This window comes from Chromohalobacter canadensis (assembly GCF_034479555.1).
Taxonomy (GTDB): domain Bacteria; phylum Pseudomonadota; class Gammaproteobacteria; order Pseudomonadales; family Halomonadaceae; genus Chromohalobacter; species Chromohalobacter canadensis.
In genome coordinates, this window is sequence record NZ_CP140151.1 from 1,128,488 (window position 1) to 1,153,375 (window position 24,888).

The 24,888-nt window shown below is 62.3% G+C and carries 27 protein-coding genes; 14 read left to right on the plus strand and 13 right to left on the minus strand.

Annotation, left to right across the window (positions count from 1 at the left end; translation table 11 throughout):
- The first annotated feature begins 42 nt into the window (after positions 1 to 42).
- From SR908_RS05365 to SR908_RS05380, 4 genes are all read left to right on the plus strand, one after another.
- Positions 43 to 1,257: a TraB/GumN family protein gene (locus SR908_RS05365; protein ID WP_097022109.1), complete on the plus strand. Its 1,215-nt coding sequence runs from the start codon at positions 43 to 45 to the stop codon at positions 1,255 to 1,257.
- Positions 1,258 to 1,568: 311 nt separating this feature from the next.
- Positions 1,569 to 2,726 carry a GGDEF domain-containing protein gene (locus SR908_RS05370; protein ID WP_246919388.1) on the plus strand — a complete coding sequence of 386 codons (1,158 nt, stop codon included), beginning with the start codon at positions 1,569 to 1,571 and terminating at the stop codon, positions 2,724 to 2,726.
- A 128-nt stretch (positions 2,727 to 2,854) separates the two neighbouring features.
- A complete protein-coding gene (locus SR908_RS05375; RefSeq protein ID WP_246919386.1) occupies positions 2,855 to 3,463 on the plus strand; it encodes a SagB/ThcOx family dehydrogenase in 609 nt (202 codons plus the stop codon).
- Between the two features lie 134 nt (positions 3,464 to 3,597).
- Positions 3,598 to 3,765, plus strand: coding sequence for a hypothetical protein (locus tag SR908_RS05380; RefSeq protein WP_246919383.1), 168 nt, complete (start codon positions 3,598 to 3,600; stop codon positions 3,763 to 3,765).
- A 62-nt stretch (positions 3,766 to 3,827) separates the two neighbouring features.
- On the opposite strand, the gene SR908_RS05385 is transcribed toward SR908_RS05380, so the two are convergent.
- Positions 3,828 to 4,724 carry a LysR family transcriptional regulator gene (locus tag SR908_RS05385; protein ID WP_246919380.1) on the minus strand — a complete coding sequence of 299 codons (897 nt, stop codon included), beginning with the start codon at positions 4,722 to 4,724 and terminating at the stop codon, positions 3,828 to 3,830.
- Between the two features lie 121 nt (positions 4,725 to 4,845).
- Here SR908_RS05385 and SR908_RS05390 point away from each other — a divergent pair, with 121 nt between their 5' ends.
- From SR908_RS05390 to SR908_RS05405, 4 genes are all read left to right on the plus strand, one after another.
- Complete coding sequence (locus tag SR908_RS05390; RefSeq protein ID WP_246919377.1) at positions 4,846 to 5,778, plus strand: HalD/BesD family halogenase; 933 nt, start codon at positions 4,846 to 4,848, stop codon at positions 5,776 to 5,778.
- A 42-nt stretch (positions 5,779 to 5,820) separates the two neighbouring features.
- On the plus strand, positions 5,821 to 7,098 hold the full coding sequence (locus SR908_RS05395) for a M24 family metallopeptidase (protein ID WP_246919374.1): 1,278 nt from the start codon (positions 5,821 to 5,823) through the stop codon (positions 7,096 to 7,098).
- Between the two features lie 56 nt (positions 7,099 to 7,154).
- Positions 7,155 to 8,156 (plus strand): isopenicillin N synthase family dioxygenase, encoded by a 1,002-nt coding sequence (locus SR908_RS05400; RefSeq protein WP_246919372.1) that lies wholly within the window; start codon positions 7,155 to 7,157, stop codon positions 8,154 to 8,156.
- A gap of 124 nt (positions 8,157 to 8,280) precedes the next feature.
- Entirely contained in the window at positions 8,281 to 9,141 is an 861-nt protein-coding gene (locus SR908_RS05405; protein ID WP_246919368.1) for a glycine betaine ABC transporter substrate-binding protein, read from the plus strand.
- A 104-nt stretch (positions 9,142 to 9,245) separates the two neighbouring features.
- On the opposite strand, the gene SR908_RS05410 is transcribed toward SR908_RS05405, so the two are convergent.
- The 4 genes from SR908_RS05410 to SR908_RS05425 all read right to left on the minus strand — a co-directional run bounded on the left by SR908_RS05410 (position 9,246) and on the right by SR908_RS05425 (position 13,891).
- On the minus strand, positions 9,246 to 10,799 hold the full coding sequence (locus SR908_RS05410; protein WP_246919367.1) for a BCCT family transporter: 1,554 nt from the start codon (positions 10,797 to 10,799) through the stop codon (positions 9,246 to 9,248).
- 264 nt (positions 10,800 to 11,063) lie between these two features.
- Positions 11,064 to 12,617, minus strand: a complete 1,554-nt coding sequence (locus SR908_RS05415) for a BCCT family transporter (protein WP_246919363.1) — start codon at positions 12,615 to 12,617, stop codon at positions 11,064 to 11,066.
- Positions 12,618 to 12,736: 119 nt separating this feature from the next.
- Complete coding sequence (locus SR908_RS05420) at positions 12,737 to 12,931, minus strand: hypothetical protein (protein ID WP_143748567.1); 195 nt, start codon at positions 12,929 to 12,931, stop codon at positions 12,737 to 12,739.
- Positions 12,932 to 12,988: 57 nt separating this feature from the next.
- On the minus strand, positions 12,989 to 13,891 hold the full coding sequence (locus tag SR908_RS05425; protein ID WP_322527388.1) for a LysR family transcriptional regulator: 903 nt from the start codon (positions 13,889 to 13,891) through the stop codon (positions 12,989 to 12,991).
- A gap of 87 nt (positions 13,892 to 13,978) precedes the next feature.
- On the opposite strand from SR908_RS05425, the gene SR908_RS05430 reads away from it, so the two are divergent.
- Positions 13,979 to 14,962, plus strand: a complete 984-nt coding sequence (locus SR908_RS05430) for an aldo/keto reductase (protein WP_246919360.1) — start codon at positions 13,979 to 13,981, stop codon at positions 14,960 to 14,962.
- A gap of 128 nt (positions 14,963 to 15,090) precedes the next feature.
- On the opposite strand, the gene SR908_RS05435 is transcribed toward SR908_RS05430, so the two are convergent.
- The 4 genes from SR908_RS05435 to SR908_RS05450 form a co-directional block, all read right to left on the minus strand.
- Positions 15,091 to 15,849 (minus strand): tRNA-uridine aminocarboxypropyltransferase, encoded by a 759-nt coding sequence (locus SR908_RS05435; RefSeq protein ID WP_246919357.1) that lies wholly within the window; start codon positions 15,847 to 15,849, stop codon positions 15,091 to 15,093.
- Between the two features lie 55 nt (positions 15,850 to 15,904).
- Positions 15,905 to 16,855, minus strand: coding sequence for a bile acid:sodium symporter family protein (locus SR908_RS05440; RefSeq protein WP_075368352.1), 951 nt, complete (start codon positions 16,853 to 16,855; stop codon positions 15,905 to 15,907).
- Between the two features lie 100 nt (positions 16,856 to 16,955).
- Positions 16,956 to 17,684, minus strand: coding sequence for an SIR2 family NAD-dependent protein deacylase (locus SR908_RS05445; protein ID WP_246919354.1), 729 nt, complete (start codon positions 17,682 to 17,684; stop codon positions 16,956 to 16,958).
- A gap of 59 nt (positions 17,685 to 17,743) precedes the next feature.
- Complete coding sequence (locus SR908_RS05450) at positions 17,744 to 18,631, minus strand: EamA family transporter (protein WP_097022125.1); 888 nt, start codon at positions 18,629 to 18,631, stop codon at positions 17,744 to 17,746.
- 65 nt (positions 18,632 to 18,696) lie between these two features.
- Between SR908_RS05450 and SR908_RS05455 the strand changes: the two genes are divergently transcribed.
- From SR908_RS05455 to SR908_RS05475, 5 genes are all read left to right on the plus strand, one after another.
- Entirely contained in the window at positions 18,697 to 19,482 is a 786-nt protein-coding gene (locus SR908_RS05455) for a pseudouridine synthase (protein ID WP_246895729.1), read from the plus strand.
- Between the two features lie 14 nt (positions 19,483 to 19,496).
- Positions 19,497 to 20,321, plus strand: a complete 825-nt coding sequence (gene tcdA / locus SR908_RS05460) for a tRNA cyclic N6-threonylcarbamoyladenosine(37) synthase TcdA (RefSeq protein ID WP_246919351.1) — start codon at positions 19,497 to 19,499, stop codon at positions 20,319 to 20,321.
- Positions 20,318 to 20,548, plus strand: coding sequence for a DUF1653 domain-containing protein (locus SR908_RS05465; protein ID WP_040242985.1), 231 nt, complete (start codon positions 20,318 to 20,320; stop codon positions 20,546 to 20,548). The genes tcdA and SR908_RS05465 overlap by 4 nt, the downstream gene beginning before the upstream one ends.
- 157 nt (positions 20,549 to 20,705) lie before the next feature.
- On the plus strand, positions 20,706 to 21,215 hold the full coding sequence (gene purE / locus SR908_RS05470; protein WP_246919348.1) for a 5-(carboxyamino)imidazole ribonucleotide mutase: 510 nt from the start codon (positions 20,706 to 20,708) through the stop codon (positions 21,213 to 21,215).
- A complete protein-coding gene (locus tag SR908_RS05475; protein WP_246919345.1) occupies positions 21,216 to 22,310 on the plus strand; it encodes a 5-(carboxyamino)imidazole ribonucleotide synthase in 1,095 nt (364 codons plus the stop codon).
- A gap of 81 nt (positions 22,311 to 22,391) precedes the next feature.
- On the opposite strand, the gene bfr is transcribed toward SR908_RS05475, so the two are convergent.
- The 4 genes from bfr to SR908_RS05495 form a co-directional block, all read right to left on the minus strand.
- On the minus strand, positions 22,392 to 22,871 hold the full coding sequence (gene bfr, locus SR908_RS05480) for a bacterioferritin (RefSeq protein WP_246919343.1): 480 nt from the start codon (positions 22,869 to 22,871) through the stop codon (positions 22,392 to 22,394).
- 315 nt (positions 22,872 to 23,186) lie between these two features.
- Entirely contained in the window at positions 23,187 to 23,390 is a 204-nt protein-coding gene (locus SR908_RS05485; RefSeq protein WP_040243348.1) for a (2Fe-2S)-binding protein, read from the minus strand.
- A gap of 284 nt (positions 23,391 to 23,674) precedes the next feature.
- Positions 23,675 to 24,223, minus strand: a complete 549-nt coding sequence (locus tag SR908_RS05490) for a nucleotidyltransferase family protein (protein ID WP_246919339.1) — start codon at positions 24,221 to 24,223, stop codon at positions 23,675 to 23,677.
- Positions 24,224 to 24,254: 31 nt separating this feature from the next.
- Positions 24,255 to 24,815, minus strand: coding sequence for a GNAT family N-acetyltransferase (locus SR908_RS05495; protein ID WP_246919336.1), 561 nt, complete (start codon positions 24,813 to 24,815; stop codon positions 24,255 to 24,257).
- Positions 24,816 to 24,888: the final 73 nt, after the last annotated feature.

Here is a 24,888-nt window from a genome sequence, read left to right on the forward strand (position 1 = left end):
CGTGGATAATCGAGCTTTTCCGCCACCGAAGCGAAACGCCGCATGCCCGATACTCCCGCCGGCCCTCGCCAGGTCATCGATCAGGGTGAGACCCGTTACACCCTCCTGGGTACCGCCCACGTCTCGCGTGCCAGCGCCGACGAGGTCCGCGAGTTGATCCGCTCCGGCGACTTCGACGCCGTCGCCATCGAGTTGTGCCCCACGCGCTACCAGAGCGCCACCCAGCCCAACGCCATGGCCAAGATGGACCTTTTCCAGGTCCTGCGTCAGGGCAAGGCTGGCATGGTCGCCGCTAGCCTCGCGCTGGGCGCCTTTCAGCAACGCGTCGCCGAACAGTCCGGCGTCACGCCGGGTGCCGAGATGCAGATGGCGATCAAGGAAACCCAGCGCGCGGACTTGCCGTTGTATCTCGTCGATCGTGAAATCGGCGTGACCCTCAAGCGCATCTATCACAATGTGCCCTGGTGGCAGCGCATGAGCCTGATTTCAGGGCTGCTGGGCAGCGTGGTCTCGCGCAAGAAAGTCTCCAGCGAGGAGATCGAGCGCCTCAAGGAAGGCGATGTGCTCGAATCGACCTTCGCCGAGTTCGCCGAACAGTCGGAGTCGCTGTACACGCCGCTGATCCGCGAGCGCGACCGTTACATGGCGCTTCGCCTACGCGAGGAGGTCGCCGGGAAAGCGCCACGGCATATCCTGGTGGTCGTCGGCGCCGGCCACATGAAGGGCCTGGGCGAGCACCTGCAAGCGCTGGGGCAGCAACCGCCCAGTGACGAGGCCATCGACGAGGAGCGACGCTCACTGGAAGTCACCCCGGCCCGCTCCAAGATTTGGAAAGCCCTGCCGTGGGTCATCGTCGCGCTGGTATTGACCGGCTTCGCCATCGGCTTTTCCCGCGATACCGGCCTCGGCTGGTCATTGGTCGGCGAATGGTTCCTGATCAACGGCGCACTCTCGGCGCTGGGCACCGCCATTGCGCTGGCCCATCCACTGACCATCATCGCGACCTTCATCGCCGCGCCGCTGACGTCGCTCAACCCCACCATCGGCGCCGGCTTCGTCGCCGCCGGCGTCGAACTGGCTCTACGTCGTCCCACCGTGGGTGACTTCTCGCGCCTGCGTCGCGACGTCAGTGCACCGCGCGGCTGGTGGAAAAACCGCGTCGCCCGCACGCTGCTGGTCTTCCTGCTCGCCACGCTGGGGTCCGCCGCCGGCACCTGGATCGCCGGGCTGCGTATCGCCGGGCAATTGTTCGGGTAGGCGACAACTCCGTCCCATTGCCAACAAGCACTGTTCACGGGGCACTTCGACCGGCCGATGGCCGGCCGGTCATCCACCATGAATCACCCCGCTCCGTCTGACACGCCGGCAAGCGCATGAATGGGTTCAGACGAACACGTAGGCACCATCCGGACATGGCCTACGAAAACCGCATTCCTTGCCGATAAAATCATTGGAGTCTCGTACGCAACACAGGCACGCTCAGCCCTAAGAACGAAATCGGCGACGTTTTGCAGTATGCGATAGCCCCGTCGCCACGCAAGGACGTTTTACCGATGAGGGCCGCCCGTATGCCAGACAAGCGTTACATGCACCACAACGCGTATTCCATTCCGAGCTGGCGCTTCTTTCGCTGGCTGCTCTGCAACGAACGCCTGCCCCTCAATATTCAAAGACGCTTGATTTCGGGCCCCAATGTTCAGACAGCCACCATGTGGTCCGGGACGCTCTCGACACTCCTGCTCACGCTCATCGGGCTCTATCGTCACCCAACACCGTTATTCTGGCTCTGGTTTCTAACCACCCTCACGCTCACGATTTACCGTGTTGGACTGCATTATCAGATCCGGCAACAATGGCGCCAAGGCATCGCCAACCCCACCGATCAGATTTACCTGGTCAACCTGCTCTGGTGTGCCACGACCGGGCTCGGCACCGCGCTTTGTATGCTCAGCGGCGATACCGTCCTGCAAGTCTTGGTCATTTCCGCAATGGTCGCCTTCGCCTCCCTCGCCGCGTGCTATTCTCATGGCACACCTCGCTATGCCATGCTGCAGGTCCTACTGCTGGATCTGCCCCTCAAGCTCGCGGTCCCCTTCCAGCCCGAACCCTGGTTCTGGATACTCGTGCTGCAAGGCCCCTTCTTCTGGATGGGGCTGTATAGAATAATTCGTGCTCTCGACGACCTGTCGATTCAAGCCCTGCTCGGCGAGTATTACAGCCAGCGACGGGCAAACCTCGACCCGCTGACCGAACTGTTCAACCGAGAGGGGTGGTATCACGAGGCCCTGTCGATTCGTGGGCCGGGGCGCGCGCCACTTCCCGTCAGCCTGCTCTTTTCGGACCTCGACGGTTTCAAGCACATTAACGACACCTACGGCCACATGACCGGTGATGAGCTTCTTCGCGACATTGCCAATGCAATGAGCGAGGCATTGAGAAGTGACGACATCCTCGCACGCTGGGGTGGCGATGAATTCGTGATCTTGCTACCGGGTACCAGCCCAGAGGCAAGTCGCACCGTTGCACAACGACTCATCGATATCACGGCCGACATCGGGCGCACTTATCCGGGAATAGGGCTGAGCATCGGGATCGTGCATTGTCAGGATTGGCGAGGCATGGATCGCGACCGTCTGGAGCGCCTGGTCGCCCAGGCGGATCAATCCCTCTACCAAGCCAAGCGGCAAGGCAAGGGATGCTTTCAGGAACTGACCGAGCAGGCCTGAGCCGGCAAATGTGACCTGACCTAGCGATCCGACATATTCGGTTATTAGTCTTGGACGATCCGAACTGTCGGCATCACCCTCGGGCAGAGCTGCACATCGCCTAATCCATGCAAACCAAGGAGAGAAATGTGGCATCGCTCGAGCAACTCGCCCGGTCGCGTTATAGCTGTCGTGATTTCAGCCCACAGACGGTTCCTAGCGCAATCCTCGACAGGCTGCTTGGGATTGCCCAAGGCATCACTCATGCCAGTAGTAGACGTAGCGTACCTTCGGCGGGGGCTTTATATCCGCTTCAGCTGCTGGCAATAGCAGGGCGCATTCGCGACCTGGACGCGGCGACCTACACCTTCGATCCCGAAAGCTGCATGCTGAAAACGCACCTCGACCACGACGTACGAGAGGCACTCCAGCAAGCTGCACTCGAGGATCAACCTTGGATCGGTCAGGCTGCCGGCATTATCACGATCTGTGCCGACATGGGGGCCGCGACTCAAACATTTGCCGATCAACCGCCCTACGGATCACGTGGCCAACGCTACGCCTGGATCGAAGCGGGCGCCGCAGCTCAGAACATTCAGTTGCAAGCAACTGCCGAGGGGCTGGGTAGCGTGCTCGTCGCCGGCTTCTGCGACGAGGCTACGGCAGCAGCACTGGCCCTCGAAACGCCTATAATGCCGCTAATCCACCTGTGCTTCGGTTGGCCGGCCATGGCGCAAAATCGGGCATCGACGGAATAAATGCCACCAAGAGCCACTGGCGGCTTTCTGCCAAGGAGTGACTATATCCGCGTTCCATTATTCTGTAGTGGCCTGCTGGCGCTCTCCAATGGCTTCCGCGTCGGTATCACCCCGCGATCATGCTGGCGGGGCTGGTGTATATCCTGATCGAGTTCGGATGTGCGTTAGTGTACGCTGGCGCCGGGCATCTGCTGGGCCAAGGTAGCGTCAGCCTGCGCAGGCAGCGTTGGCTGGATGGTGTCAGTGGTTCGGCGATGGTGGGCTTGGCAGGCTGGTTGATGCTGGAGAAACGTCCCGCTTGAAGTACAGTATTCGCATCAATGATCAGTGGCGAATTTGCTTCAGGTTCGAGAGCGGCAGCGTTTCACCCTGCCGCGTCTCCCTCCTCCAGCACTTCGTTGATCAACGCGACGAAATCGTCGAAGGCGGGATGCATCAGACTCGGGGAACGGTGCACTTCGATCACAGCGGGGGGCAGCGGCGGCAGGCCATCGCTTTCCCCCAGCGCTCGCCAGTTCTCGGGTAGCGAGCGACGGTCGGTCACGGTCAGTGTCTGGCCCTGATTGACGATGACGCGCAAACCACTCGGGCTCTGACTGGTGGAGTCGAGCTGCCAGTCACGACCGATATTGGCCAGTGCGGCCAGCGCCCGGCGCCGGTAAATGCACTGCTCCGGAAACAGCGCCAGCGGGATCGGCCGCCCGGCGTCTAGCGTGAAACGCCGATGCGCCGCCCAAACCACCTCCCCCGTGGCCACGGGCCGCCCTCCACTGTCGGCGGCGTGCTGCACCGCCAGCACGACATCCAGCGATCCTTTCTCCAGTTGCTCCAGCAGCTCCGTCGACATGCGGCAGTGAATATGCACGTGGACCTCGGGATGCCGAGCGCCGAAGCGTTCGAGCAGTGCCGGCAACCAGGTATCGGCGTAGTCCTCGGGGAGCCCGAAGCGCAGCGTCACCGGCTGCGAACGCCCCAGCGCCGCGATCGCTTCGCGTTGCAGCTGCAGCAGGCGCCGCGCGTAGACGAGAAAGGTCTCGCCATCGCCGGTCAACGTGAGCCGACGGCTACCACGCTCGATCAGCAACGTATCGAGGCGCGACTCGAGGGTGCTGATACGCAGGCTGATGGTCGATTGGGTCTTATGCAGATAGCGCGCCGCAGCGGTGAAGCCACCGCTATCGGCCACGGTGACGAAGGCCAGCAGCAGGTCGCTGTCCAGCGCCGCCAATTGCGCGGTATCGGTATTCCCGATGGCTGCCATTGAAATGACTCGTTTTACTGATGGGAGGGTTCTGTCCAGCATAGAGGACATCGACGGGCCGCCCAACCTTCACGGCGGCAACGTCCTGTCACCTGACACCTTGCTGATCGAGAGGCCTCCCATGCCGACGACCGCTGCCGCGATCGACCCCGCCGTCGAGTCCAAGCCGACCCAGCGCCGGCTCGCCGATGCCGAGCGCACTGACCTGAGCGAATTGGTCGACACCGACCGCTACCCACTGCATGACGTCGACGACCCGCGCCTTCAGGCCGAGATCGCCCGGGTACGCGAGGATCTGGACCGTGAGGGCTGCGCCGTGCTGCGTGGCTTCCTGCGCTCCGAGGCATTGGAGCAGGCTCGCCAGGAAGGGCGTGAATTATCGGCCAAGAGCTATTATGCCAGCCGCCGCGTCAACGCTTGGTTCACCAGCGACGACGAAAGCCTTCCGGAGCATGACCCCCGGCGGCATTTCATGGAGCGCACCAGCGGCTTCGTGACACGTGACATGATTCCCGCCGACGCGGTGATTCAACAGCTCTACGTCTCGCCGGCGATGAAACGCCTGGTGGCCGAGTGCCTGCAGGAGGACGAGGTCTATGAATATGCCGACCCGTTCGCCGGACTGGTGCAGAACGTTCTTCCGCCCGGCACCGAGCAGCCCTGGCACTACGACACCAACGAATACATCGTCACGATGATGACCGACATACCGGACAGCGGCGGCGAGTTCCAGTACTGCCCTAACATCCGTACGCCGGCGGGCGAGAACTACGATGGCGTCGGCGCGGTGATTCGCGGCGAGGATACGACCACGCCGCGTACGTTGCTGCTTCGTCCCGGCGACCTGCAACTCTTCAAGGGACGTTACTCGCTGCATCGGGTGACACGCGTCAGCGGTGAACGAGAGCGCCACACGGCAATCTTCGCCTATTCGCAACAGCCGGGCGTGGTGGGTCGGCTGGAGCGCACGCGCCAGCTCTACGGACGCGTCTCGGAAGCGCACATCGAAGCGGAAAAGCGCCGCGAGGAGCGCGCCGACGGCCTGCTTGACTGATCGAAACGCCCTAGCTCAACTTAAATGACTGGACCGACGACCATGACCCGCTTGTCATCCACACTGCCTTCCCTGCTGGAAGGCACCGATATCCTGGCGCCGACGCACGATCCCGCCGAGTGCGAACCGACGCAGTCAGAAATCCAGCAGATTCTTCTGGATCGCTTGGCACGTACCCGGGCGGAGTTGAAGAAACGCGATATCGTCGCCGCCGTGCTGTTCGACCCGACCCATGTGCGCTACGCCACCGGCGCCCGCAACATGCAGGTCTACTCGGCGCGCAATCCAGCGCGTTACGCCTTCGTGCCGGCAGAAGGCCCGGTGGTGATGTTCGAATTCTCCGGCTGCAGTCACCTGACCGAAGGCTTGCCCGGCATCGACGAGACACGTCCAGCGACGGCGATTTCCTATTACTTCTGTGAAGATAATCTGCAGCAGACCACCCAAGCCTGGGCGGCAGAAATCGACGACTTGGTGCGCCAGTGTGGCGGCCAAAAAGGCGACAAGGTGGCCATCGAAAGCGCCACTTCGCACGCAGCCTTCGCGCTGGTCGAACACGGCTGGCAAATCTGCGATGCCCAGATTCCGCTGGAACGGGCACGCGCCATCAAGGTGCCCAACGAAATAAAGATGGTGCGCAGCTCACTGCGCGCGGTAGAGAATGGCGTACGCAAGCTGGAAGCGGCGATTCGTCCCGGCGCCACGGAGAACGAGGTTTGGTCGCAGCTGCACCAGCACATCATCGCCACCGACGCCGACTATGTCGAAACGCGGCTGATGAACTCCGGGCCGCGCACCAACCCCTGGTTCCAGGAGTGCTCCAATAGAGCGATGCAGGCCGGCGAGCTGGTCGCGCTGGATACCGACGTGGTCGGCCGGTATGGCTACTACGCCGATTTCTCGCGGACCTTCCTGTGCGGCGATGGCAAGGCGACGTCTACCCAGCGCGAGCTCTATCGCATGGCCTTCGACCAGGTGCGCCATAACATGGCCCTGATCGCACCGGGCATGTCGTTCAAGGAGTACGCCGAGAAGGCTTGGCAGATCCCCCAGCCCTACAAGGCGCGCCGCTATTTTGCGCTGGCCCACGGCGTCGGCATGACCGGCGAATATCCGTATATCGTTCACCGCGAGGACATCGACGACAAGGGCTACGACGGCATCATGCAGCCGGGCATGACGCTCTGCGTGGAGAGCTACATCGGCCACGAAGACGGTGGCGAAGGCGTCAAGCTCGAGGAGCAGCTTTACATTCGCGACGACGGTCAGGTCGAATTGCTTTCCGACTATCATCTCGATGCGCGATTGCTGGCCGAGTGACACGTCAGCCAACGCCGCCGGACAACCGCTTCGTCCATTCGTCACAAGGGACCCTCATGAGCCAGACGCTGATTCCGCATATCGACCTGACGCCGTTACTCGCCGACGACCCGGCGCGCGACGAGACGCGCCAGGCCATCGTCGATGCCGCCTGCGACTCCGGCTTCATGACTGTGGGCATCGCCCCGTCGCAACTAGGGCTCGCCGCTGACATTCACGCCCGCTTGCTGCGTTTCTTCGAACTCGATGCGACGCACAAGCAGCAGCTGGCGCGGCACAAGTTCGAGCCGGCCAACCGCAATGTCTATCGCGGCTACTTTCCGCCCCAGAACGAGGACCCGACCTGGAAGGAAGGCATCGACCTCGGCCCGGACGTTGCTCACCCCGAGCGAGCGGATACCCAGAGCGGCGACCCGCTGCGCGAACCCACGCCGCAGCCGACGGAATCCGAACTATCGGGTTGGTCGGCGGATGTCGCCACCTACTATGAAGCCATGGAATCGCTCGGCGGCGTGATCGCCGGGGCGCTGGCCGAGGGCCTCGGTATGCCGCGCGAGACACTCACGCGGCCCTTCGCCCACGGCAACTCGACGCTGCGCCTGATCCATTACCCCGAGCGCCCCGCCGAGACACTGGCCGCCATGCCGGCCGTCGACGGTAGCGGCGATACGCGGCGCTGGCTGGTCGGCGTTCCGCACTGCGACAACGGCTTCATCACGCTGCTGTGGCAGGACCAGGTCGGCGGGCTGCAAGTGCGCACCCCAAGCGGTGACTGGGAAGAAGTGCCGCCCCGTGAGAACGCCCTGGTGGTCAACTTCGGCCGCCTGCTGTCGGACTGGTCCGGCGGACGCATTCAAGCCACGGAGCATCGTATCGTCGGCGGCACCCGCTCACGGCACTCGATTCCGTTTTTCTTCGAGCCCGCGGTCGAGGCCACCATCGAGGCCCCGAACGCCGATGGCGACGGCGGCTATATCTACGGCGACCGGCTATGGCAGCGCATGCAGGCCTTCGTCGAATTCCAGGGGCTGGAACGCGCGCCCGCCGCACGAGACTGACACTGAATCGGCATCGCCGGACCGTCCCCGGCGACCGAACGACGCGACGACAACGTCGCCACCCTGACCGGGTCATGCTTTATAGACGCTTGCTTTTTTTTACCACCCACCGAGGAATGACAACATGAAAACGACTTTGTGCTCCCTGGCCGCCGCGGCAATCTTCACGGCCGCCACGACCGCCCAAGCCGAGGACAAGACGCTGGTGATCGGCACCAACAACTGGGCCGAGAACGTCGCGGTCGCCAACATGTGGAAGCTCATCCTCGAGAACCGCTACGACTACGATGTCGAGCTCTCCGATGTCAGCAAGAACGCCCTCTACAGCGGCCTTGCCAACAACGACTTCGACATCTCGCTCGAAATCTGGCTCCCCAACACCGACGCGCGCTACCTCGAGCCCTACAAGGACCAGCTCGAAATCAACGGCGCCTGGTACGAAGGCACCGGGCTCGGCCTGGTAGTGCCGAGCTATGCCGACATCGACACCATCCCGGAACTCAAGGCGCAAGCCGAGGACTACGGCTACCAGGGCAGCCCCAGCATTCTGGGCATCGACTCCGGCTCGGCGATCGCCGGCCTGACCGACGAGGCCATCGACGCATACGAACTCCCCATGGAACAGGTCAACAGCTCCGGGCCGGCCATGATGGCCGCGCTGGATGCGGCCTACCAGCAGGAAGAGCCAATCGTCGTGACGCTGTGGAGTCCGCACTGGGCCTTTGCCGAGTACGACCTCAAGTACCTCGAGGATCCCAAGAACGTTTACGGCGACAACGAAACCATCTACTGGTTCTCGCGCCCGGGCTTCACCGAGGACGACCCTTGGCTCACCGAGGTGCTCAACGCCTGGCACATGGACGATGACAGCCTGGGCGGCCTGATGGCCGAGATCGAACAGGCCGGCGATCCCGTCGAGGGCGCGCAGACGTGGATCGAAGACAACCAGGACCTCGTCGACGAGTGGCTCGCCGCCGGCGAATGACCTGCTAGTCACAACGCCTCGCCCAAGATGCCTCGTCCACAACGACAAGCGCCCCGGCATATCGCATGCCGGGGCGCTTTTTCGTGCAAGGCATCGAACGTCGGTTACGACGTGACGATCCCCTGGCGCTTGGCCATGGCTTGCGCAGCGCGCGGCCCCAGCCACAGCGTAGGCAACAGTACCAATGACACTGGGAACGCCGTAATCACGATGAACTGCTGCAATACGCTGATCTGTCCCGCGCCCATGTACAGCAGAATCGCCGCCATTAACGCCATGGCCACGCCCCAGAACGCACGCAGCGCCGGCTGGGGGTCGTCATGGCCGGCGTTGACCACAGAAACCGCATAACTCATGGAATCGCCGGTAGTCGCCACGAAGATCGTCGTCAGCAGCAGAATCGCCAGCGCCATCAGGCTGCCGCCCGGCAACGCCTGGGCCACCGCCAGCGTGGCAACATCGAACTGGAAGTTTTGAAGCGCTTCGCTCAGATCGATGGCACCGCTCATCTGGTAGAAAATCCCCGAGCCGCCCAACAGCGTGAACCACACCGAGGTGGCCACCGGGGCGAGCACGGCCACGGCGACGACCAGTTGACGGATGGTGCGGCCCCGCGAGATGCGTGCCACGAAGATCGCCATCAGCGGTGCGTAGCCGATGAACCAGGCGAAGAAGAACACCGTCCACCACTTCATCCACCAGTCCGGCGCCGTCTGCGAAGTCATGGTAGACATTTCGAAGAATGACCCCAGAGATGTACCGAAGCCCTGGAACCAGCTATCGAACAGGAATTGGGTCGGCCCGAAAAGCAGAATCACGGCGCCGATGCCCAATGCCAGCATGACATTGCAGCGGCTCAAAAACTGGATGCCCCGGTCGATGCCGGTGATCGCTGAACTCACGTAGACCCCGCCCAACACGACGAGGATCATCAACTGGGTGCCATAGCCCTCGGTCACGCCGAACAGGGTATGCAGACCGAAATTCATCTGCGTGGCCAAAAAGCCGATGGGGCCTACGGTACCGGCCACCACGGCGATGACGCAGACGGCATCCACCACGCCACCCAAGACACCGCGCATGCGTGCCTCGCCCAGTAACGGCGCCAACAGCGTGCGCGGTTGCAACGGCAGGCCACGATCGTAGTGATGATGCGACAATACGATAGCCGCCAAAGTACCCAGCACCGACCAGGCCTGAAATCCCCAGTGCATGAAGGCCTGTGCCAACGCATTGGGCACCGCCGCCGGCGTACCCGGCTCACTGGAAAACGCCGGCGGCGTCACCACGAAATGATAGATAGGCTCGCCGGCAGCAAAGAATACACCGCCGCCGCCCAGCAGCGTGCACAGGATGATCGACACCCACTTGAAGGTGCTCATATCCGGCTGTTCGAGATTGCCGATGCGCGCGCGACCCGCAGATGACATGGCCACGCCCACGGCAATAAAGAAGGTCAGCAACAACAGCAGTTGGAAATAGGCCCCCAGATTCTTCGCCGTCCAGGCGAATCCCACGCCTATCGCTGCGGTCATGGCGTCGGCGTCGATCAGTGACAAGACCACAAACAGGATGATGAAGCCGATCGTCAGCCCCATCACCGTCGGGTCGCCAAAATGCGTGCCCGAGCGCGTGGCGCTCGCATCGTGTTGAGTCATCAATGTCCAGTTCCGATCGTCGCGTGAGGCGCGCACACTACCGACCTTCGTCGAACACGGCAAATCGAAATTTCAACATCGGGCGCGTCCGGCGCCGCAAAAGAAGACAAGGTCGCCGATCATGTGCCATTCACATCGTTCGCACCGTCTACTCAGGTGATCAACGAATGGCGGGGCGTAGCGAGTAAAAACCCTGCGTCCAACGACAAGCGCCCCGGCACGCAACATGCCGGGGCGCTTTACATGCAAGGCATCGGCCGTCGGTTACGAGGCGACGATTCCCTGACGTTTGGCCATGGCCTGCGCGGCGCGCGGCCCCAGCCACAGCGAGGGCAGCAACACCAGCGACACGGGGATCGCGGTGATCACGATGAACTGCTGCAAGACGCTGATCTGCCCTGCGCCCATGTACAACAGAATCGCCGCCATCAACGCCATGGCCACGCCCCAGAACGCGCGAAGCGCGGGCTGGGGCTCGTCATGACCGGCGTTGACCACGGAGATCGCATAGCTCATGGAATCGCCGGTAGTGGCCACGAAGATCGTGGTCAGCACCAGCACCGCCAGTGCCATCAACTTACCGCCCGGTAGCGCCTGGGCCACCGTCAACGTCGCGACATCGAACTGGAAGTTGTTGAGCGCTTCGCTAAGATCGATAGCGCCGCTCATCTGGTAGAAGATGCCCGAGCCACCCAACAGCGTGAACCACACCGAAGTGGCCACGGGGGCGAGCACGGCCACGGCCACGATCATCTGGCGAATGGTGCGTCCCCGCGAGATGCGCGCCACGAAGATCGCCATCAACGGCGCGTAGCCGATGAACCAGGCGAAGAAGAACACCGTCCACCACTTCATCCACCAGTCCGGCGCGGTCTGCGAGGTCATGGTCGCCATCTCGAAGAACGATCCCACATAAGTCCCAAAGCCCTGGAACCAGCTATCGAACAGGAACTGCGTCGGCCCCAGAAGCAGGATCGTGGCGCCGATCGCCAATGCCAGCATGACATTGAAACGGCTCAGCATCTGAATGCCCCGGTCGACCCCGGTGATCGCCGAGGTCACATAGACACCGCCCAGCACGAGAAGAATCACCAGTTGCGTGCCGTAGCCCTCGGCGACGCCGAACAGCGTATGCAGGCCGAAGCTCATCTGGGTCGCCAGAAAGCCGATGGGGCCCACGGTACCGGCGACCACGGCGATGACGCAGACCGCGTCCACCACGCCGCCGAACACGCCGCGCATGCGTTCCTCACCCAACAGCGGCGCCAACAGGGTACGCGGCTGCAGCGGCAGGCCACGGTCGTAATGGTGATGCGACAGCACGATGGCCGCCAGGGTGCCGAGCACCGCCCAGGCCAGAAAGCCCCAGTGCATGAAGGACTGCGCCAGTGCATTGGGCACGGCCGCGGCGGTGCCCGCCTCGCTGGAAAATGCCGGCGGCGTGACCACGAAATGATAGACCGGCTCACCGGCGGCGAAGAACACACCGCCCCCGGCCAGCAGGGTGCACAAAATGATCGACACCCACTTGAAGGTGCCCATGTCCGGTCGCTCAAGATTACCGATGCGCGCGCGGCCTGCCGGCGAGGCGGCCACGCCCACGGCGATCAGGAAGGTCAGCAGCAGCAGGAGTTGGAAATAGGCGCCCAACGTCTTCGCCGTCCAGGCGAACCCGGCACCGATCACCGCCGTCATGCCCTCGGGATCGGTCAGCGAGAACGCCACGAATAACACGATAAAGCCAATCGTCAGCCCCAGCACCGTCGGGTCGCCATAGCGAATCCCCGAGCGCGTGGCACTCGTGTTGTCTTGAGTCATCTGGTCTTGGTTCCGGTCATCGAGTGAGGGGCGCACCCTACCGACCTTGGTCTTAGACGGCAAATCGAAATTTCAACATCGGGGGCGTCCAGCGCCATAAAAGCAGACAAGGTCGCCGATCATGTGCGGTTCACATCGCCCGCACCATCCGCATCACCATGGCGCTCGAGCAAACGTTGCATCGCGAGGTAGTGGTTCTCGGCCAATAGCTCGGAAAGCCAGTGCGCCATCAGCTTGCGGCGAACCGCCGTGTAATGACGACGATCCGTTCCGCTAAGTGAGGCTCTCAACGAGAAGTAAATGCTAAGACTCATCAATTCCGTCGAGTTACCAAGAACTGCCAAATCAGGGAAAGAAGGAAGCTGGGAAACTTACCCGCTCAACCGCTCGCGATTTCGGGCTACCAGATCCGTTAAGAAGTCGGCTAGTGCTCTGATGCGCCGCGATCTTGCAAGGTCTGTTTGGATGACAAGATAGATTGGTTGGTCGACCCCAATGTCCGAGTCAACGCAGACTAGCCCCGCATCGCGAGCGATGAAGTGCGGTAGCACCGCAAGCCCGAGCCCCGCCTTAGCTGCCGCCACCTGTGCGGCAAGTGAGGTGGTGGTCAGCGCTGGTGTGCGCCCACGCAGGATTTGCTCCACCCATTGAGCGGCAGGCAGGTGCGACTGCATCTCACCCCAAGTGATAAAGGTATCCGTGTCATAGTCACCCAGGTCGGGGGTAGCCTCGCGTCGTGACTCGTAGCCGGGGCTGCAATAAAGCCCGTAGCCCAAGGTGCCGAGACGGCGTAGCGTGACATTGCCCCTTTCAGGCCGGACCATCCGCACCGCAAGGTCGGCATCTCGTCGATGCAGGTTAGTGGTCGAGATGTCGGTCACCACTTCAACCAATAGCTCGGGGTATTGCGCGCGAAACTCCGGGAGCGCCGGCAGTATCAACTCGGTAGCCAGATTTTCGGCCGTCGCCAGTCGCACTTGGCCGCTCATCTGAGTTTGAAGGTCTGCTTCCGATGTAAAGGCTTGCGCAGCCGCTTCCAAGGCTTCCGCCTTCTCTATGAGATCGGCACCGTCCTCAGTTAACTGGTATCCCGATTGCTGACGCACGAAGAGTGGGAGCTTCAAGGCAGTTTCGAGTCGCTCGATACGCCGTGAGAGTGTCGCGATCCCTAGGTTGAGCTGCGATGCAGCGGCGCTCAAAGTACCGCAGCGCGCTACGGCAAGAAATGCGCGGGTATCATCCCAGACTAGGCCCCCGAGGCATCTGTTTTTCAAAATCGGAAACCTCTTTACCTAAAACGTTCGTTTTTTTCATATCTGGATAGTGCCACGCTGCCACTCCGGCACTCAAGGAGACAGATCATGGAAAAACGAACGCTTGGCAACGACTTCTCGGTTTCGGCCATCGGCTTGGGATGCATGGGAATGAGCGAATTCTATGGGCCTCGAGATGACAGTGAATCGTTGCGCGTACTGGAGCGGGCTGTCGAGCTTGGTGTCGACTTTTTCGATACGGCAGACATGTATGGGCCGCATCACAACGAAGAACTTATCGGTCGTTTTCTGGCCCGCAGCAAGGCTCAGATTCGCATTGCGAGCAAGTTTGGCATTGTACGCAACCCTGGGGAATATAAGCGTAGCCTGGACAACAGTGCCGACTATGCACGCAAGGCTTGTGAAGCCTCGCTTCGCCGGCTAGGCGTTGAGCAAATCGATCTTTATTACGTCCATCGCATCAACCCTGAAGAACCAATCGAAGAAACAATTGGTGGGCTCGAACGTCTTGTTCAGTCAGGGAAGATCGCCCGTATTGGCCTATGTGAGGTCAGCGCCGCAACGCTACGTCGGGCTCATGCGGTTCACCCGATTACTGCGGTACAGACAGAATATTCTCTATGGACCCGCGAAGTAGAGCGAGAAGTGCTACCCGCCTGTCGCGAGTTAGGCATCGGTTTCGTGCCTTACTCACCACTCGGTCGCGGGTTTCTGACCGGGCGGTTTCAGGATACGGCAGAGTTCGGCGAGGGTGACTTCCGCCCCAATCTGCCGCGTTTCACAGAAGGGGCGATTGACGCCAACCGCCGAATCGCTGATGTGATCGCCGAGGTGGCGGCACAGAAAGGCTGCAGCCCGGCGCAGCTTTCGCTGGCTTGGCTCTTGTCCAAGGGACCCGACATCGTACCGATTCCCGGCACCAAACAGCTGCGCTATATCGAAGAGAATGTCGCCGCAGCGAACATCAGTCTTAGCGTCGAAGAGCAGCGTCAACTCGAAACGGCCACGGCATCACTGCCGGTGGTAGGCGAGCGCTATACCTTGGAGGGCATGAAAGGAGTGAATGTATGAGTGCCATGCCCTGCGGTTGCCGTAATGGCCCTTGGACTGGGCCTGCGGCAACCCACGCCTCAGTGGAATGAATCAAAGGCTGTGCGGGCGGCAACGTGGACTGCATCGGCGAAAAGGTAAGCGAAGCGCTACACGTATGACTCGCGTCGCTCGAGCAAACGTTGCATCGCGCCGGAAGGTGCCTCGACCTGACGATGGCGCCGACTGGAGGCGTAGTTTTCGTTGAACACCTCGAAGTAGTCGTCGAGGATCGCCGAGGCGTCGGTGTCGCCGCTGATGCGCAACAGCTCGGCGGCGACTTCGGCGGTGCATAGATGCTCGCTGGAGGCCGCTTTGCGCAGTCGGTAGCGCGTCAGGCGTGATGTCTTGAGCGGTAGCACCGGGAGCGAGGCCAGGTACTCGCTACGCCGAAAGATCCGCCGCGCCTGGCGCCAGGTGCCGTCGAGAAGGATGAATACCGGCGTGCGCGAGCCAGCCAGTGCTGCGTCGACGGCCTCGGGACCCACCACGCGCTCGGCGTAATCCGCCTGGTCGTCGGGAAAGACGATGAACGGCGCAAAGCGGTCGTCCTCGAGCAGCGCCAGAAGCCGCGGGTCGGGTTCGGTGCGATACCAGGTGAAGACTTGGGTTTCGGGCAGGATATGGCTAATCAAACGACCGGTATTGGTCGGCTTGTAATGCTCGATGGGATGCGTCAAAAGCCAGAAACGTACGCGGCTCTCGGCTGCCACACGGTACGGACACAAGCAGTTGAGCTTGGGCAGCCGGCACTCCGGACAACGCGAGACGAAGCTGCCGCGCGCATTGAACGGCTTGCGCGGCGCGTCGGGGTCATAACCGGAGACCGTCGTGGCTGAATCGGCCGGCGCATCGTGGGATTCATGCATGAGACATCAGGCTGGGTCGAAAAGGCCGGGCATTCTAGCATGCCCGGCCGGGCTTTCATCCACGCGGTGTCGAGGCTGCGGGCGGCGCGTTCGAAGCATGCCGGCGCTTCCAGTAACCCGCCAGCAGCGAACCGGAAACGTTGTGCCACACAGAGAACAAGGCGCCGGGCAGCGCCGCGCCTGCGGTGAAGAATTGATTCGCCAGCGTCACCGCCAACCCTGAATTTTGCAGGCCGACCTCGAAGGCGATGGTGCGCGCGGTACGCGTGTCGAAGCGCAGCGCCCGCGCCAGACCGTACCCCGCCGCGAGGCCGATGCCGTTATGCGCGATGACCGCCAGCGCCACGATGGGTCCCAGCGTGCTCAAGCGTCCGGCATTGAGCGCCACCACGATGGCGATGATCAATACGATGGACGCCATGGCCAGTGTGGCCAAGGCCGGTTCCACACGTTGAATGTGCGTACCCAGCAGGTGATGAATCACCACGCCCAGCACGATGGGCGCAACCACCAACTGAGCGATGCTCAGCAGCATGCCCAGCACCGGCACATCGATGCTCTGGCCCAACAGCAGCAAGGTGATCAACGGCGTGGCGACCACCGAGATCAGCGTCGAGACCATGGTCATCGACACCGACAGCGCCACATGGCCGCCAGCCAACCAGGTCATCACATTGGAGGAAGTTCCGCCCGCCGTGGCACCCACCAGCACCATGCCGATGGTCAGTTCGGGCGACAGGCCCAGCACCCGAGAGACCAGCAGTGCCGCCAGCGGCATGACCAGAAACTGCAGGATGACGCCCACGGCGATGGGCTTGGGCGACTTCACCACGCGTGCGAAGTCGCCCTTGGTGAGCGTCAGCCCCATGGCGAACATGATGATCACCAGTAGCGCCTTGATATAGCCGGCCAAGCCGGTAAAAAGCTCCGGCACCAGGGCGGCGATGACCGCCAACAAGATGGCCCAGACGGGAAACAGACGATTGATACGTTCGAAGATTGGCATGAGTGTCCTAGCGTGTTTCGTCGGTGCTTTATGCACCTTGTTGTATCGAAGGGAGGCAATAGTGTGCCGTAAAACGTGGCGCAGGCGAAGCGCCTCGGCGTCAGGCCCAGTCCGGCATCCACAGCGCGCCCGCGTGACGCCAATGCTCGATCAGCGGCGGCACGCCCTGGCTCGCCGGTTGCGAAATGGCGCGCACGCCACGCGGCGCGAGAGCCTCTGCCTGAGGGTCGACGAGCAAGCATGGTGCCTCCATCGGCGCTTGATCGAGCAGCATCGCCGCCGGCATCACCGCCAGCGATGTGCCCACCACCAGCACGAAATCCGCTTCGGCGACCACGTCGCAGGCCTGGGCGTAACGCGGCACCGGCTCGCCGAACCACACCACGTCCGGACGTAGTTGGCTGCCCTTGTCGCATAACTCACCCATCCGAATGCCCTGCCGCCCCACCGGGTAGCGCAAGCTAGGGTCGGCACTCGAGCGCGCCATGAGAATCTCGCCATGCAGATGCAGCACATCGCGCGATCCAGCCCGCTCGTGCAGGTCATCGATATTCTGAGTGATGACGCTGACGCGAAACCCGGCTCGTTCGAGTTCAGCCAGAGCGTGATGCGCGGCGTTGGGCGATGCCTGACGCGTCTGCGCGCGGCGCTCGTCGTAGAAGCGCAGCACGCTTTCAGGATCGCGGTTGAAGGCCTCGGGCGTGGCGACATCCTCCACGCGATGGTTTTCCCACAGACCGTCGCCGTCGCGGAACGTCTTCAGGCCGCTCTCGGCGCTGATACCCGCCCCGGTGAGGACAACGAGATGCGGTGCCTGATGCTCGCTCATGCCTACCTCGCGTTATGTGGTTCAAGGAAGTGGATGTTGTTCGAGGAGATGTGTGTGATTCAACCCAACTGAAATAACACGATGGCGCCCGCCATCACCACCGCGCACGCCAGACGCTGATAGAACACGCGCCCGCGCTTGAGCGGATCGGCCAGGCCCACGCCTAACCGCGTGGCCAGCAACGCCAGGGCGATCGACAGGATGCCCCGCGACGACTGGATGATATTGCCGTGGACCGCGCCCAGAATATTGAAGGCGATGAACATCAGCAGCATCGACACCAGCCACGCAGACGCCACCGGCCATGTCTTGAGCGCCTTGCGCCACTGGCGCTTGGAGAGCCCGATGCCCACCGGGGCCACCAGCAGGCCGGCCACGCTATACGCCAGAAACACCGACAGCAACGCGCCGTGTAGGCCCGGCACCTCGATGCCGCGGGTCAGCGCGACCACGCCCAGATCGCAGCCCGAATAACCGGCCACCGCAACCAGGATCCAGCCCGCCGCCGAGGGCTTGAGCCGTCCGCCCGCCAGGCTCATGGCAAGCGCCGCGCCGCCACACAGGATCACCGCCGCCCACTGCAGCACGCTCAACGCCTGCTCCGCCGCCAGCGCCGTCACGCCGGCCAGCAGCACGACCTTGAGGCCCAGCAGCGGCGAGACGCGCGACGCCACGTCGCGCCGCAGCGCACGAAAAAGCGCCGCCTGGCCTCCGAGGTAGCACACGTTCATCGCCAGCAGCGGCAACCATACCGCTTCCAGGCGCGCACCGCTGCCCGGGAGCAGCAGCGCCACCCCCAGCAACGAGACGCCGCCCATCAACAGATGGGAAAACACCAGCATGGCGCGCGTGGATAGCGTGTAACGGCTGCCTACATAGGCGGCTACGAAATAATAAATCGCCTGACACAGAGCACCCAATAGGCCCGTGACGACCCCTAGCATCATCGGCTGTACATCCTTGGTGGCAAGATCGACAATAGGCGCCCTTCGAGCGAGCCGAAGGCCCCTTCATGACGTCGGAATTGCCCATACTTTATCAGGACGAGCGCATGGTTGCCGTGCATAAGCCCTCGGGCATGCTCGTTCACCGCAGTGCGATCGCCGCCGATGCGCAGGTATTCGCCCTGCAAACCCTGCGCAATCAGCTAGGGCGCCACGTCTATCCGGTGCACCGGCTCGACCGGCCCACCTCGGGGCTGTTGCTATTCGCCCTCGACCCAGAGATGGCCAAGGCGCTGGGCGAGGAATTCACCGCGCATCGCGTCCATAAGCGGTACTTGGCGGTGGTCCGGGGCGTCGGCCCAGAGCAAGATGTGCTCGATTACGGCCTGCGCGAGGAAGACGGCAAACGCCCCAAGTCGGAAATGCCCGAGCTTGCCGCCTGGACCGCCGTGCGCCGCCTGGATAGCGTCGAACTGCCGGTGCGCATCGACCGTTACCCCCAGGTGCGCTATTCCTTGATGGAAGCACAGCCCTGGACCGGCCGACGGCATCAGATTCGCCGCCACCTTTCGCGGCGTGGCTACCCGATCATCGGTGACGCCAAACACGGCAAGGGCGCCCACAACCGCTTCTTCCGCGATCATCTGGAAAGCCCGCGCCTGTTGCTGGCGGCCGTGGGCATGACGATCTGGCACCCCGAGCAAGCGCGCACGCTGCAACTCGATGCACCCCTGGCCGACGACATGCACACACTGTTCGCGCGCTTCGGTTGGCAGGGCCACGCCCCGGCGACACGCGTCGATTGGCACGCGACGCGCCCTGCTTCGCTATGGCCCACCGGCCACGACCGGTAACGAGGAAAGATCACATGCACGACGATTATGATTTCCGCTTCGGCGGCATCCGCCGACTGTATGGCGCCCAAGCCGCCGCGTTCTTCCGCCGTGCGCACGTGGTGGTCATCGGCGTGGGTGGCGTCGGCAGCTGGGCCGTGGAAGCCCTGGCCCGCGCCGGCATCGGCACCCTGACATTGATCGATCTCGACGATGTCTGCGTGTCCAACGTCAACCGCCAGTTGCACGCGCTGGACGGCACCATCGGCCGGCCCAAGGTCGAGGTGATGGCCGAGCGCTGTCGCGCCATTCAACCGGGTATCACTGTACATGCCGACACCGCCTTCGTGACGCCGACCAACCTCGCCGAGCGCCTGCCCCAGGACGCCGACCACGTCATCGACGCCATCGACAGCGTCATCGCCAAGAGCGCGTTGATCGCCTGGTGCAAGCGCCGCAAGATCGGCCTGACCGTCACCGGCGCGGCGGGCGGCCAGACCGACCCCACGCGTATCCGCGTCGCCGACCTGACACGTACCGAGCACGACCCGCTGCTGGCCAAGGTGCGCGCGCGCCTACGGCGGGATTTCGGCTTCTCGCGCAATCCCAAGCGACGCTTCAGTGTCGAATGCGTCTACTCTGACGAGCAGCTCGTCTACCCCGGCGCCGATGGCGAGGTCTGTCAGCAAAAACCCGGCAATGGCGAGTCCACGCGTCTCGACTGCGCTTCCGGCGTCGGTGCGGCCACCTTCGTCACCGGGAGCTTCGGCTTCGTGGCCGCCTCGCGCACGCTCGCACGGCTCGCCGCCAAAGCCGAGCGCGAACCGGCCGATTCCCACGTTACGGAGATACCCTCATGAGCCATGAGACACGCCCGGTCCCCGGCATCTATCGTCATTACAAGGGCGCCAGCTATGAAGTGCTGGGCGTCGCACATCACAGCGAAACCGAAGAGCCGCTGGTGGTCTATCGCGCGCTATACGGCGACTATGGCCTCTGGGTGCGCCCCCTGACGATGTTCTGCGAAACCGTCGAAGTCGCCGGCGAGCCGGTGCCGCGCTTCGAACTCGAAGCCGCCTTCCGCTGAGCGGCGTACGTCGGAGCATATGCCGGGGCGTACGTTGGAGCCGGAGCGTACTTGGAAAGAGTACGTCGCTGCTCCACGCGGCCTGCAATGCTATAATGCCGCGCTTCTCGTTTCGCGCGACGCCATGACGTTGCCACACATCCGAAGGGGAGAAAGCATGAGCGCACTGGTTGGTGTCATCATGGGCTCGAAGTCCGACTGGGCGACCCTGTGTCATACCGTCGACACGCTTGAGGCACTGGGGATCGAGTACGAGGTCAAGGTCGTCTCGGCCCACCGTACGCCGGATCTGCTGTTCGACTATGCCGCCGGCGCTGCCGACCGCGGGCTGGAAGTCATCATCGCCGGGGCCGGCGGTGCCGCGCATCTGCCCGGCATGGCCGCTGCCAAGACACCCCTACCGGTGCTCGGCGTGCCCGTGCAGTCGAGCATGCTCAGCGGCGTCGACTCGCTACTCTCCATCGTCCAGATGCCGGCGGGCATTCCCACCGGCACCCTGGCCATCGGCCGGGCCGGCGCCATCAACGCCGCCCTGCTCGCCGCCGCCATGCTGGGCAACAAGTATCCGGATATTCGTCAGGCGCTGGAAACCTATCGCGACGCACAGACACAAAAGGTGCTCGACGCGCCTGACCCGCGTCCCACCGACGACACGCAGGAGACATGAATGAATATCGGTATCGTGGGCGGCGGCCAACTGGGTCGGATGCTGGCGCAAGCAGGCGCGCCGCTGGACATGCGTTTCACCTTTCTCGACCCGTCGACCCAGGCCTGCGCCGCCATCCACGGCGTCCATATCTGCGCTGAGTGGGACGACGACGAGGCGCATCAGGCGCTGATCGAGTCCAGCGACGTCCTCACCTTCGAATTCGAGAACGTCTCGACGATGGCCCTGGCCCAGCTCGCCGAGCAGCGCCCGGCCTTCCCGCCGGCCAAGGCGCTGGAAACCGCACGCGACCGTGGCGCCGAGAAATCGCTGTTCCAGTCGCTGGACATCGCCATCGCGCCCATCGCGCTGATCGAAAACCAGGCCGACCTGGAGCGCGCAGTGACCGAGATCGGCCTGCCGGCGGTGCTCAAGACGCGCACCCTGGGTTACGACGGCAAGGGCCAGAAGGTGCTGCGCAACGCCGAGGACGTCCCCGGTAGCGTCGCCGAGCTAGGCGATGTGCCGCTTATCATGGAAGGCTTCATCGACTTCGATCACGAAGTCTCGGCCATCGCCGTGCGTGGTCGCGACGGCGAAGTGCGGGTCTGGCCGCTGTCGCGCAACGAGCATCGTCAGGGCATTCTGCATCGCGCCGAACCGCAGCCCGGTCACCCGCAACAGGCCCAAGCCACCGATTACGCCACGCGCGTGCTCGAAGAATTGGATTACGTCGGCGTCATGGCCTTCGAGTTCTTCGTCACCCGCGACGGCGAGCTGCTGGCCAACGAAATCGCCCCCCGCGTGCATAATTCCGGGCACTGGAGCATCGAAGGCGCGACCACCAGCCAGTTCGAGAACCACCTGCGCGCCATCGCCGGATGGCCGCTCGGCGACACCACGCGCCTCGTGCCCTGCGCCATGCTCAATATCATCGGCGCCTTCCCCGAGCGTGACGCCGTGCTCAGCGTTGCCGGCGCGCACCTGCACGACTACCACAAGGCGCCCCGTCCCGGCCGCAAGATCGGCCATGTCACGGTGCTCGCCCCCGACGAGGCCACGCTGGCCGAACGCACCGCCGATATCGAAGCGCTACTGGTCAACGACCTGGGCTAAGGCTTCGCCTCGTTTCATCCGCCGTAACGCAAGATGCCCGCCAATTGGCGGGCATCTTGTATCAGCATGACCACGACGCGATCACTCGTCGTCGGCACTCATCTGCTGCTGCAGGTAGTTCTGGATTCCCACCTTGTCGATCAGGCCGAGTTCGGTCTCGATCGTATCGATGTGTTCTTCCTCGTCGTTGAGGATGCGGCGGAACAGGTCACGGCTGACGTAGTCGCGCACTTCCTCGCAATAGGCGATGGCGTCGACCAGGTCCTGCCAGCCCGTCTTCTCGATGGCGAGGTCGCACTCGAGCATTTCCTTGGTGTTCTCGCCGATGTGCAGCTTGCCCAGATCCTGCAGGTTGGGAATGCCCTCGAGGAACAGGATGCGCTCGATCAGCTCATCGGCATGACGCATCTCTTCGATGGATTCGTCATATTCCCATTTGCCAAGCTTGGCCAAGCCCCAATCCTTGTACATCTTGGCGTGCAAGAAGTACTGGTTGATCGCCACCAACTCGTTGCCCAGTGCGGTGTTGAGGTACTGAATGACCTTGGCATCACCTTTCATCGTCACGTCTCCCTTGCAGATTCATTTGGTATTAAGGCGAAATGGCCAGCCAGACACGGCCCGGCCGCCACCGCCATGGGATACAGGGAGTATCGACTATTTCGCCGAAAAAGTCGAATTAAGACAATATCTTGCCGCGAAAACGCCGCATTTGTGAAGGATTGGAAATAACAGGCGAGAACGATTGCCACTCCGTTCGCGCCCAGGTTGTGTACGAAATGCCGGCCCAGCACACGAAAACGCCGCTACCCAATGGGATAGCGGCGCTTGGCGATGATTGGTACGCAGCGAAGCGTTTTATAGGCGATGCAACGGCTAGACGGCGTAGGCGAGATCCGCGCTCGGCATCATTTCCTGGGTGATGGCATCACGCGTGATGGCCTTGGCCGTGCAGGCACAGCGGCCACACTGAGTCGCACACTCGGTGCGCTCACGCACTTCTCTCCAACTACGCGCACCGTCTTCAACGGCCTCGCGAATGGCATTGTCGGTCACGCCTCGGCATATGCACACGTACATTCCATCACCTCGCTGATCGCTCTGATAGTGAATGTAAATGATTCGCATAAAGACTTTCAACCCCCAATCACTATCTTTTCGCTCGGCCGATGCCCGACTTTCGGCTAACGTGAAGCCAAGTGGCTGAAAAGTGGAGCGAAACGGAGAAGTGCTGAGTGGGCTGGGATGGAAGGGATTGGGCGGTTTTTTGTCGCCTCAACAGCACGTGGCGCACCCCTAACTTGAAGGAGGGAGATGTAGGGGGATAACGCTATGCACGGCGGCTTGCCCGATGCTGCGTATGGCTAGGCATCTACCACCGTTAGTTCTGGCCAGATTTCCTGCCACCCTTTCCCTGCTACGCGTTTCCTAAAATCAGCGGGCTTTGGCCTTTTAGGGTTCAAGGTGATGGTGAAATTGAACAAAGGCTCGACGCCAAAGGGAGCGACTAAGACAACCTCCCTGCTGGCATCCAGTGTAGCGCCGACGGCTGTCTCGACTTCGACCCAGTAGCTCATGGCATTGGTGGTTGACGTATAGGGATCATCGACGTTGCGCTCATGCATTCTCGCTTGGTTCTTTACCGACCACGGAAAAGCAGAGGTGCTTCTGAGCTTCGCCTCTATACGCCGATCCCTAGCCTCAGCAATATCCTTCGGATCGAAGTAGATCAAATCGATATCGTTGAGAGCTGTCGCGGCCGAAAAACCATGCACCTTGTCCCAAGCAAGGTTGCGCACAAACCCCGCGGCAAGGCACCAATCCGGCAGGCACAGGTCAGCAGCTATAGAAAGCGCCTCCATGCGTTCTGCGTCCTGCTCTATCCATTTTTTGATCTGTGCTTCGTAGTCCATTGGATACCTGATGCCTCGTTCACCGACTTGTTCAGTGCAACGCTTTGTTCAGCGAGAATTCCGATGCCAGCATCGAGTAGATGGCATGATCGACATACCTACCGTATAGGTGCTCACGCTCACGGAGCACCCCTTCAAACGTAAAGCCCAAGCGCTCTGGAATGGCACGGCTGCTTCCGTTTCCCGTGGCGCATGCCACCTCGATGCGATTCAAGCCGTACTCCTGGAAGCCAGTGCCGATCAGCGCCTTCACTGACGAGGTCATGATCCCTTTGCCTGTATAAGCCTGGCTTAACCAATACCCGATGCCACCGATCTTGTTCGTGACGTCAAAGGGGTGAAACCCGCACACACCACACATGGTTGCCTCATGGAAAACCGCATACTGCGGTCCCTTGCCGGCTTCACGCTGGCTGATAGCCGAGTTAACGAAGGATTCGGTATCCGTCGGAGACGTATTCGCATCAATCCAGGGCAACCACTCCCGCAGGTGCTCTCGGTTCGTATCCACGAGCCGAAACAGCTCATCCACGTGCTTCTTGTCGAGAAGTTGCAGCTCAATGGCTTCACTAACAAACAATTCGTTCTCCATATGGCATCGCGAAGCGCACAGGCGATCTTATAAAGCGAAGCGACGACCCGTCAGGGACGTTCGCCTGACGCGG

What these genes read in the sequence shown, in the direction of transcription:
- bfr (WP_246919343.1), bottom strand. Translation starts at nt 22,871, where the DNA reads ATGAAAGGTGATGCCAAGGTCATTCAGTACCTCAACACCGCACTGGGC.
- tcdA (WP_246919351.1), top strand. Translation starts at nt 19,497, where the DNA reads ATGCACGACGATTATGATTTCCGCTTCGGCGGCATCCGCCGACTGTAT.
- purE (WP_246919348.1), top strand. Translation starts at nt 20,706, where the DNA reads ATGAGCGCACTGGTTGGTGTCATCATGGGCTCGAAGTCCGACTGGGCG.
- SR908_RS05415 (WP_246919363.1), bottom strand. Translation starts at nt 12,617, where the DNA reads ATGACTCAAGACAACACGAGTGCCACGCGCTCGGGGATTCGCTATGGC.
- SR908_RS05370 (WP_246919388.1), top strand. Translation starts at nt 1,569, where the DNA reads ATGCCAGACAAGCGTTACATGCACCACAACGCGTATTCCATTCCGAGC.
- SR908_RS05465 (WP_040242985.1), top strand. Translation starts at nt 20,318, where the DNA reads ATGAGCCATGAGACACGCCCGGTCCCCGGCATCTATCGTCATTACAAG.
- SR908_RS05365 (WP_097022109.1), top strand. Translation starts at nt 43, where the DNA reads ATGCCCGATACTCCCGCCGGCCCTCGCCAGGTCATCGATCAGGGTGAG.
- SR908_RS05435 (WP_246919357.1), bottom strand. Translation starts at nt 15,849, where the DNA reads ATGCATGAATCCCACGATGCGCCGGCCGATTCAGCCACGACGGTCTCC.
- SR908_RS05430 (WP_246919360.1), top strand. Translation starts at nt 13,979, where the DNA reads ATGGAAAAACGAACGCTTGGCAACGACTTCTCGGTTTCGGCCATCGGC.
- SR908_RS05400 (WP_246919372.1), top strand. Translation starts at nt 7,155, where the DNA reads ATGAGCCAGACGCTGATTCCGCATATCGACCTGACGCCGTTACTCGCC.
- SR908_RS05395 (WP_246919374.1), top strand. Translation starts at nt 5,821, where the DNA reads ATGACCCGCTTGTCATCCACACTGCCTTCCCTGCTGGAAGGCACCGAT.
- SR908_RS05495 (WP_246919336.1), bottom strand. Translation starts at nt 24,815, where the DNA reads ATGGAGAACGAATTGTTTGTTAGTGAAGCCATTGAGCTGCAACTTCTC.
- SR908_RS05390 (WP_246919377.1), top strand. Translation starts at nt 4,846, where the DNA reads ATGCCGACGACCGCTGCCGCGATCGACCCCGCCGTCGAGTCCAAGCCG.
- SR908_RS05385 (WP_246919380.1), bottom strand. Translation starts at nt 4,724, where the DNA reads ATGGCAGCCATCGGGAATACCGATACCGCGCAATTGGCGGCGCTGGAC.
- SR908_RS05420 (WP_143748567.1), bottom strand. Translation starts at nt 12,931, where the DNA reads ATGAGTCTTAGCATTTACTTCTCGTTGAGAGCCTCACTTAGCGGAACG.
- SR908_RS05445 (WP_246919354.1), bottom strand. Translation starts at nt 17,684, where the DNA reads ATGAGCGAGCATCAGGCACCGCATCTCGTTGTCCTCACCGGGGCGGGT.
- SR908_RS05410 (WP_246919367.1), bottom strand. Translation starts at nt 10,799, where the DNA reads ATGACTCAACACGATGCGAGCGCCACGCGCTCGGGCACGCATTTTGGC.
- SR908_RS05440 (WP_075368352.1), bottom strand. Translation starts at nt 16,855, where the DNA reads ATGCCAATCTTCGAACGTATCAATCGTCTGTTTCCCGTCTGGGCCATC.
- SR908_RS05405 (WP_246919368.1), top strand. Translation starts at nt 8,281, where the DNA reads ATGAAAACGACTTTGTGCTCCCTGGCCGCCGCGGCAATCTTCACGGCC.
- SR908_RS05455 (WP_246895729.1), top strand. Translation starts at nt 18,697, where the DNA reads ATGACGTCGGAATTGCCCATACTTTATCAGGACGAGCGCATGGTTGCC.
- SR908_RS05490 (WP_246919339.1), bottom strand. Translation starts at nt 24,223, where the DNA reads ATGGACTACGAAGCACAGATCAAAAAATGGATAGAGCAGGACGCAGAA.
- SR908_RS05450 (WP_097022125.1), bottom strand. Translation starts at nt 18,631, where the DNA reads ATGATGCTAGGGGTCGTCACGGGCCTATTGGGTGCTCTGTGTCAGGCG.
- SR908_RS05475 (WP_246919345.1), top strand. Translation starts at nt 21,216, where the DNA reads ATGAATATCGGTATCGTGGGCGGCGGCCAACTGGGTCGGATGCTGGCG.
- SR908_RS05485 (WP_040243348.1), bottom strand. Translation starts at nt 23,390, where the DNA reads ATGTACGTGTGCATATGCCGAGGCGTGACCGACAATGCCATTCGCGAG.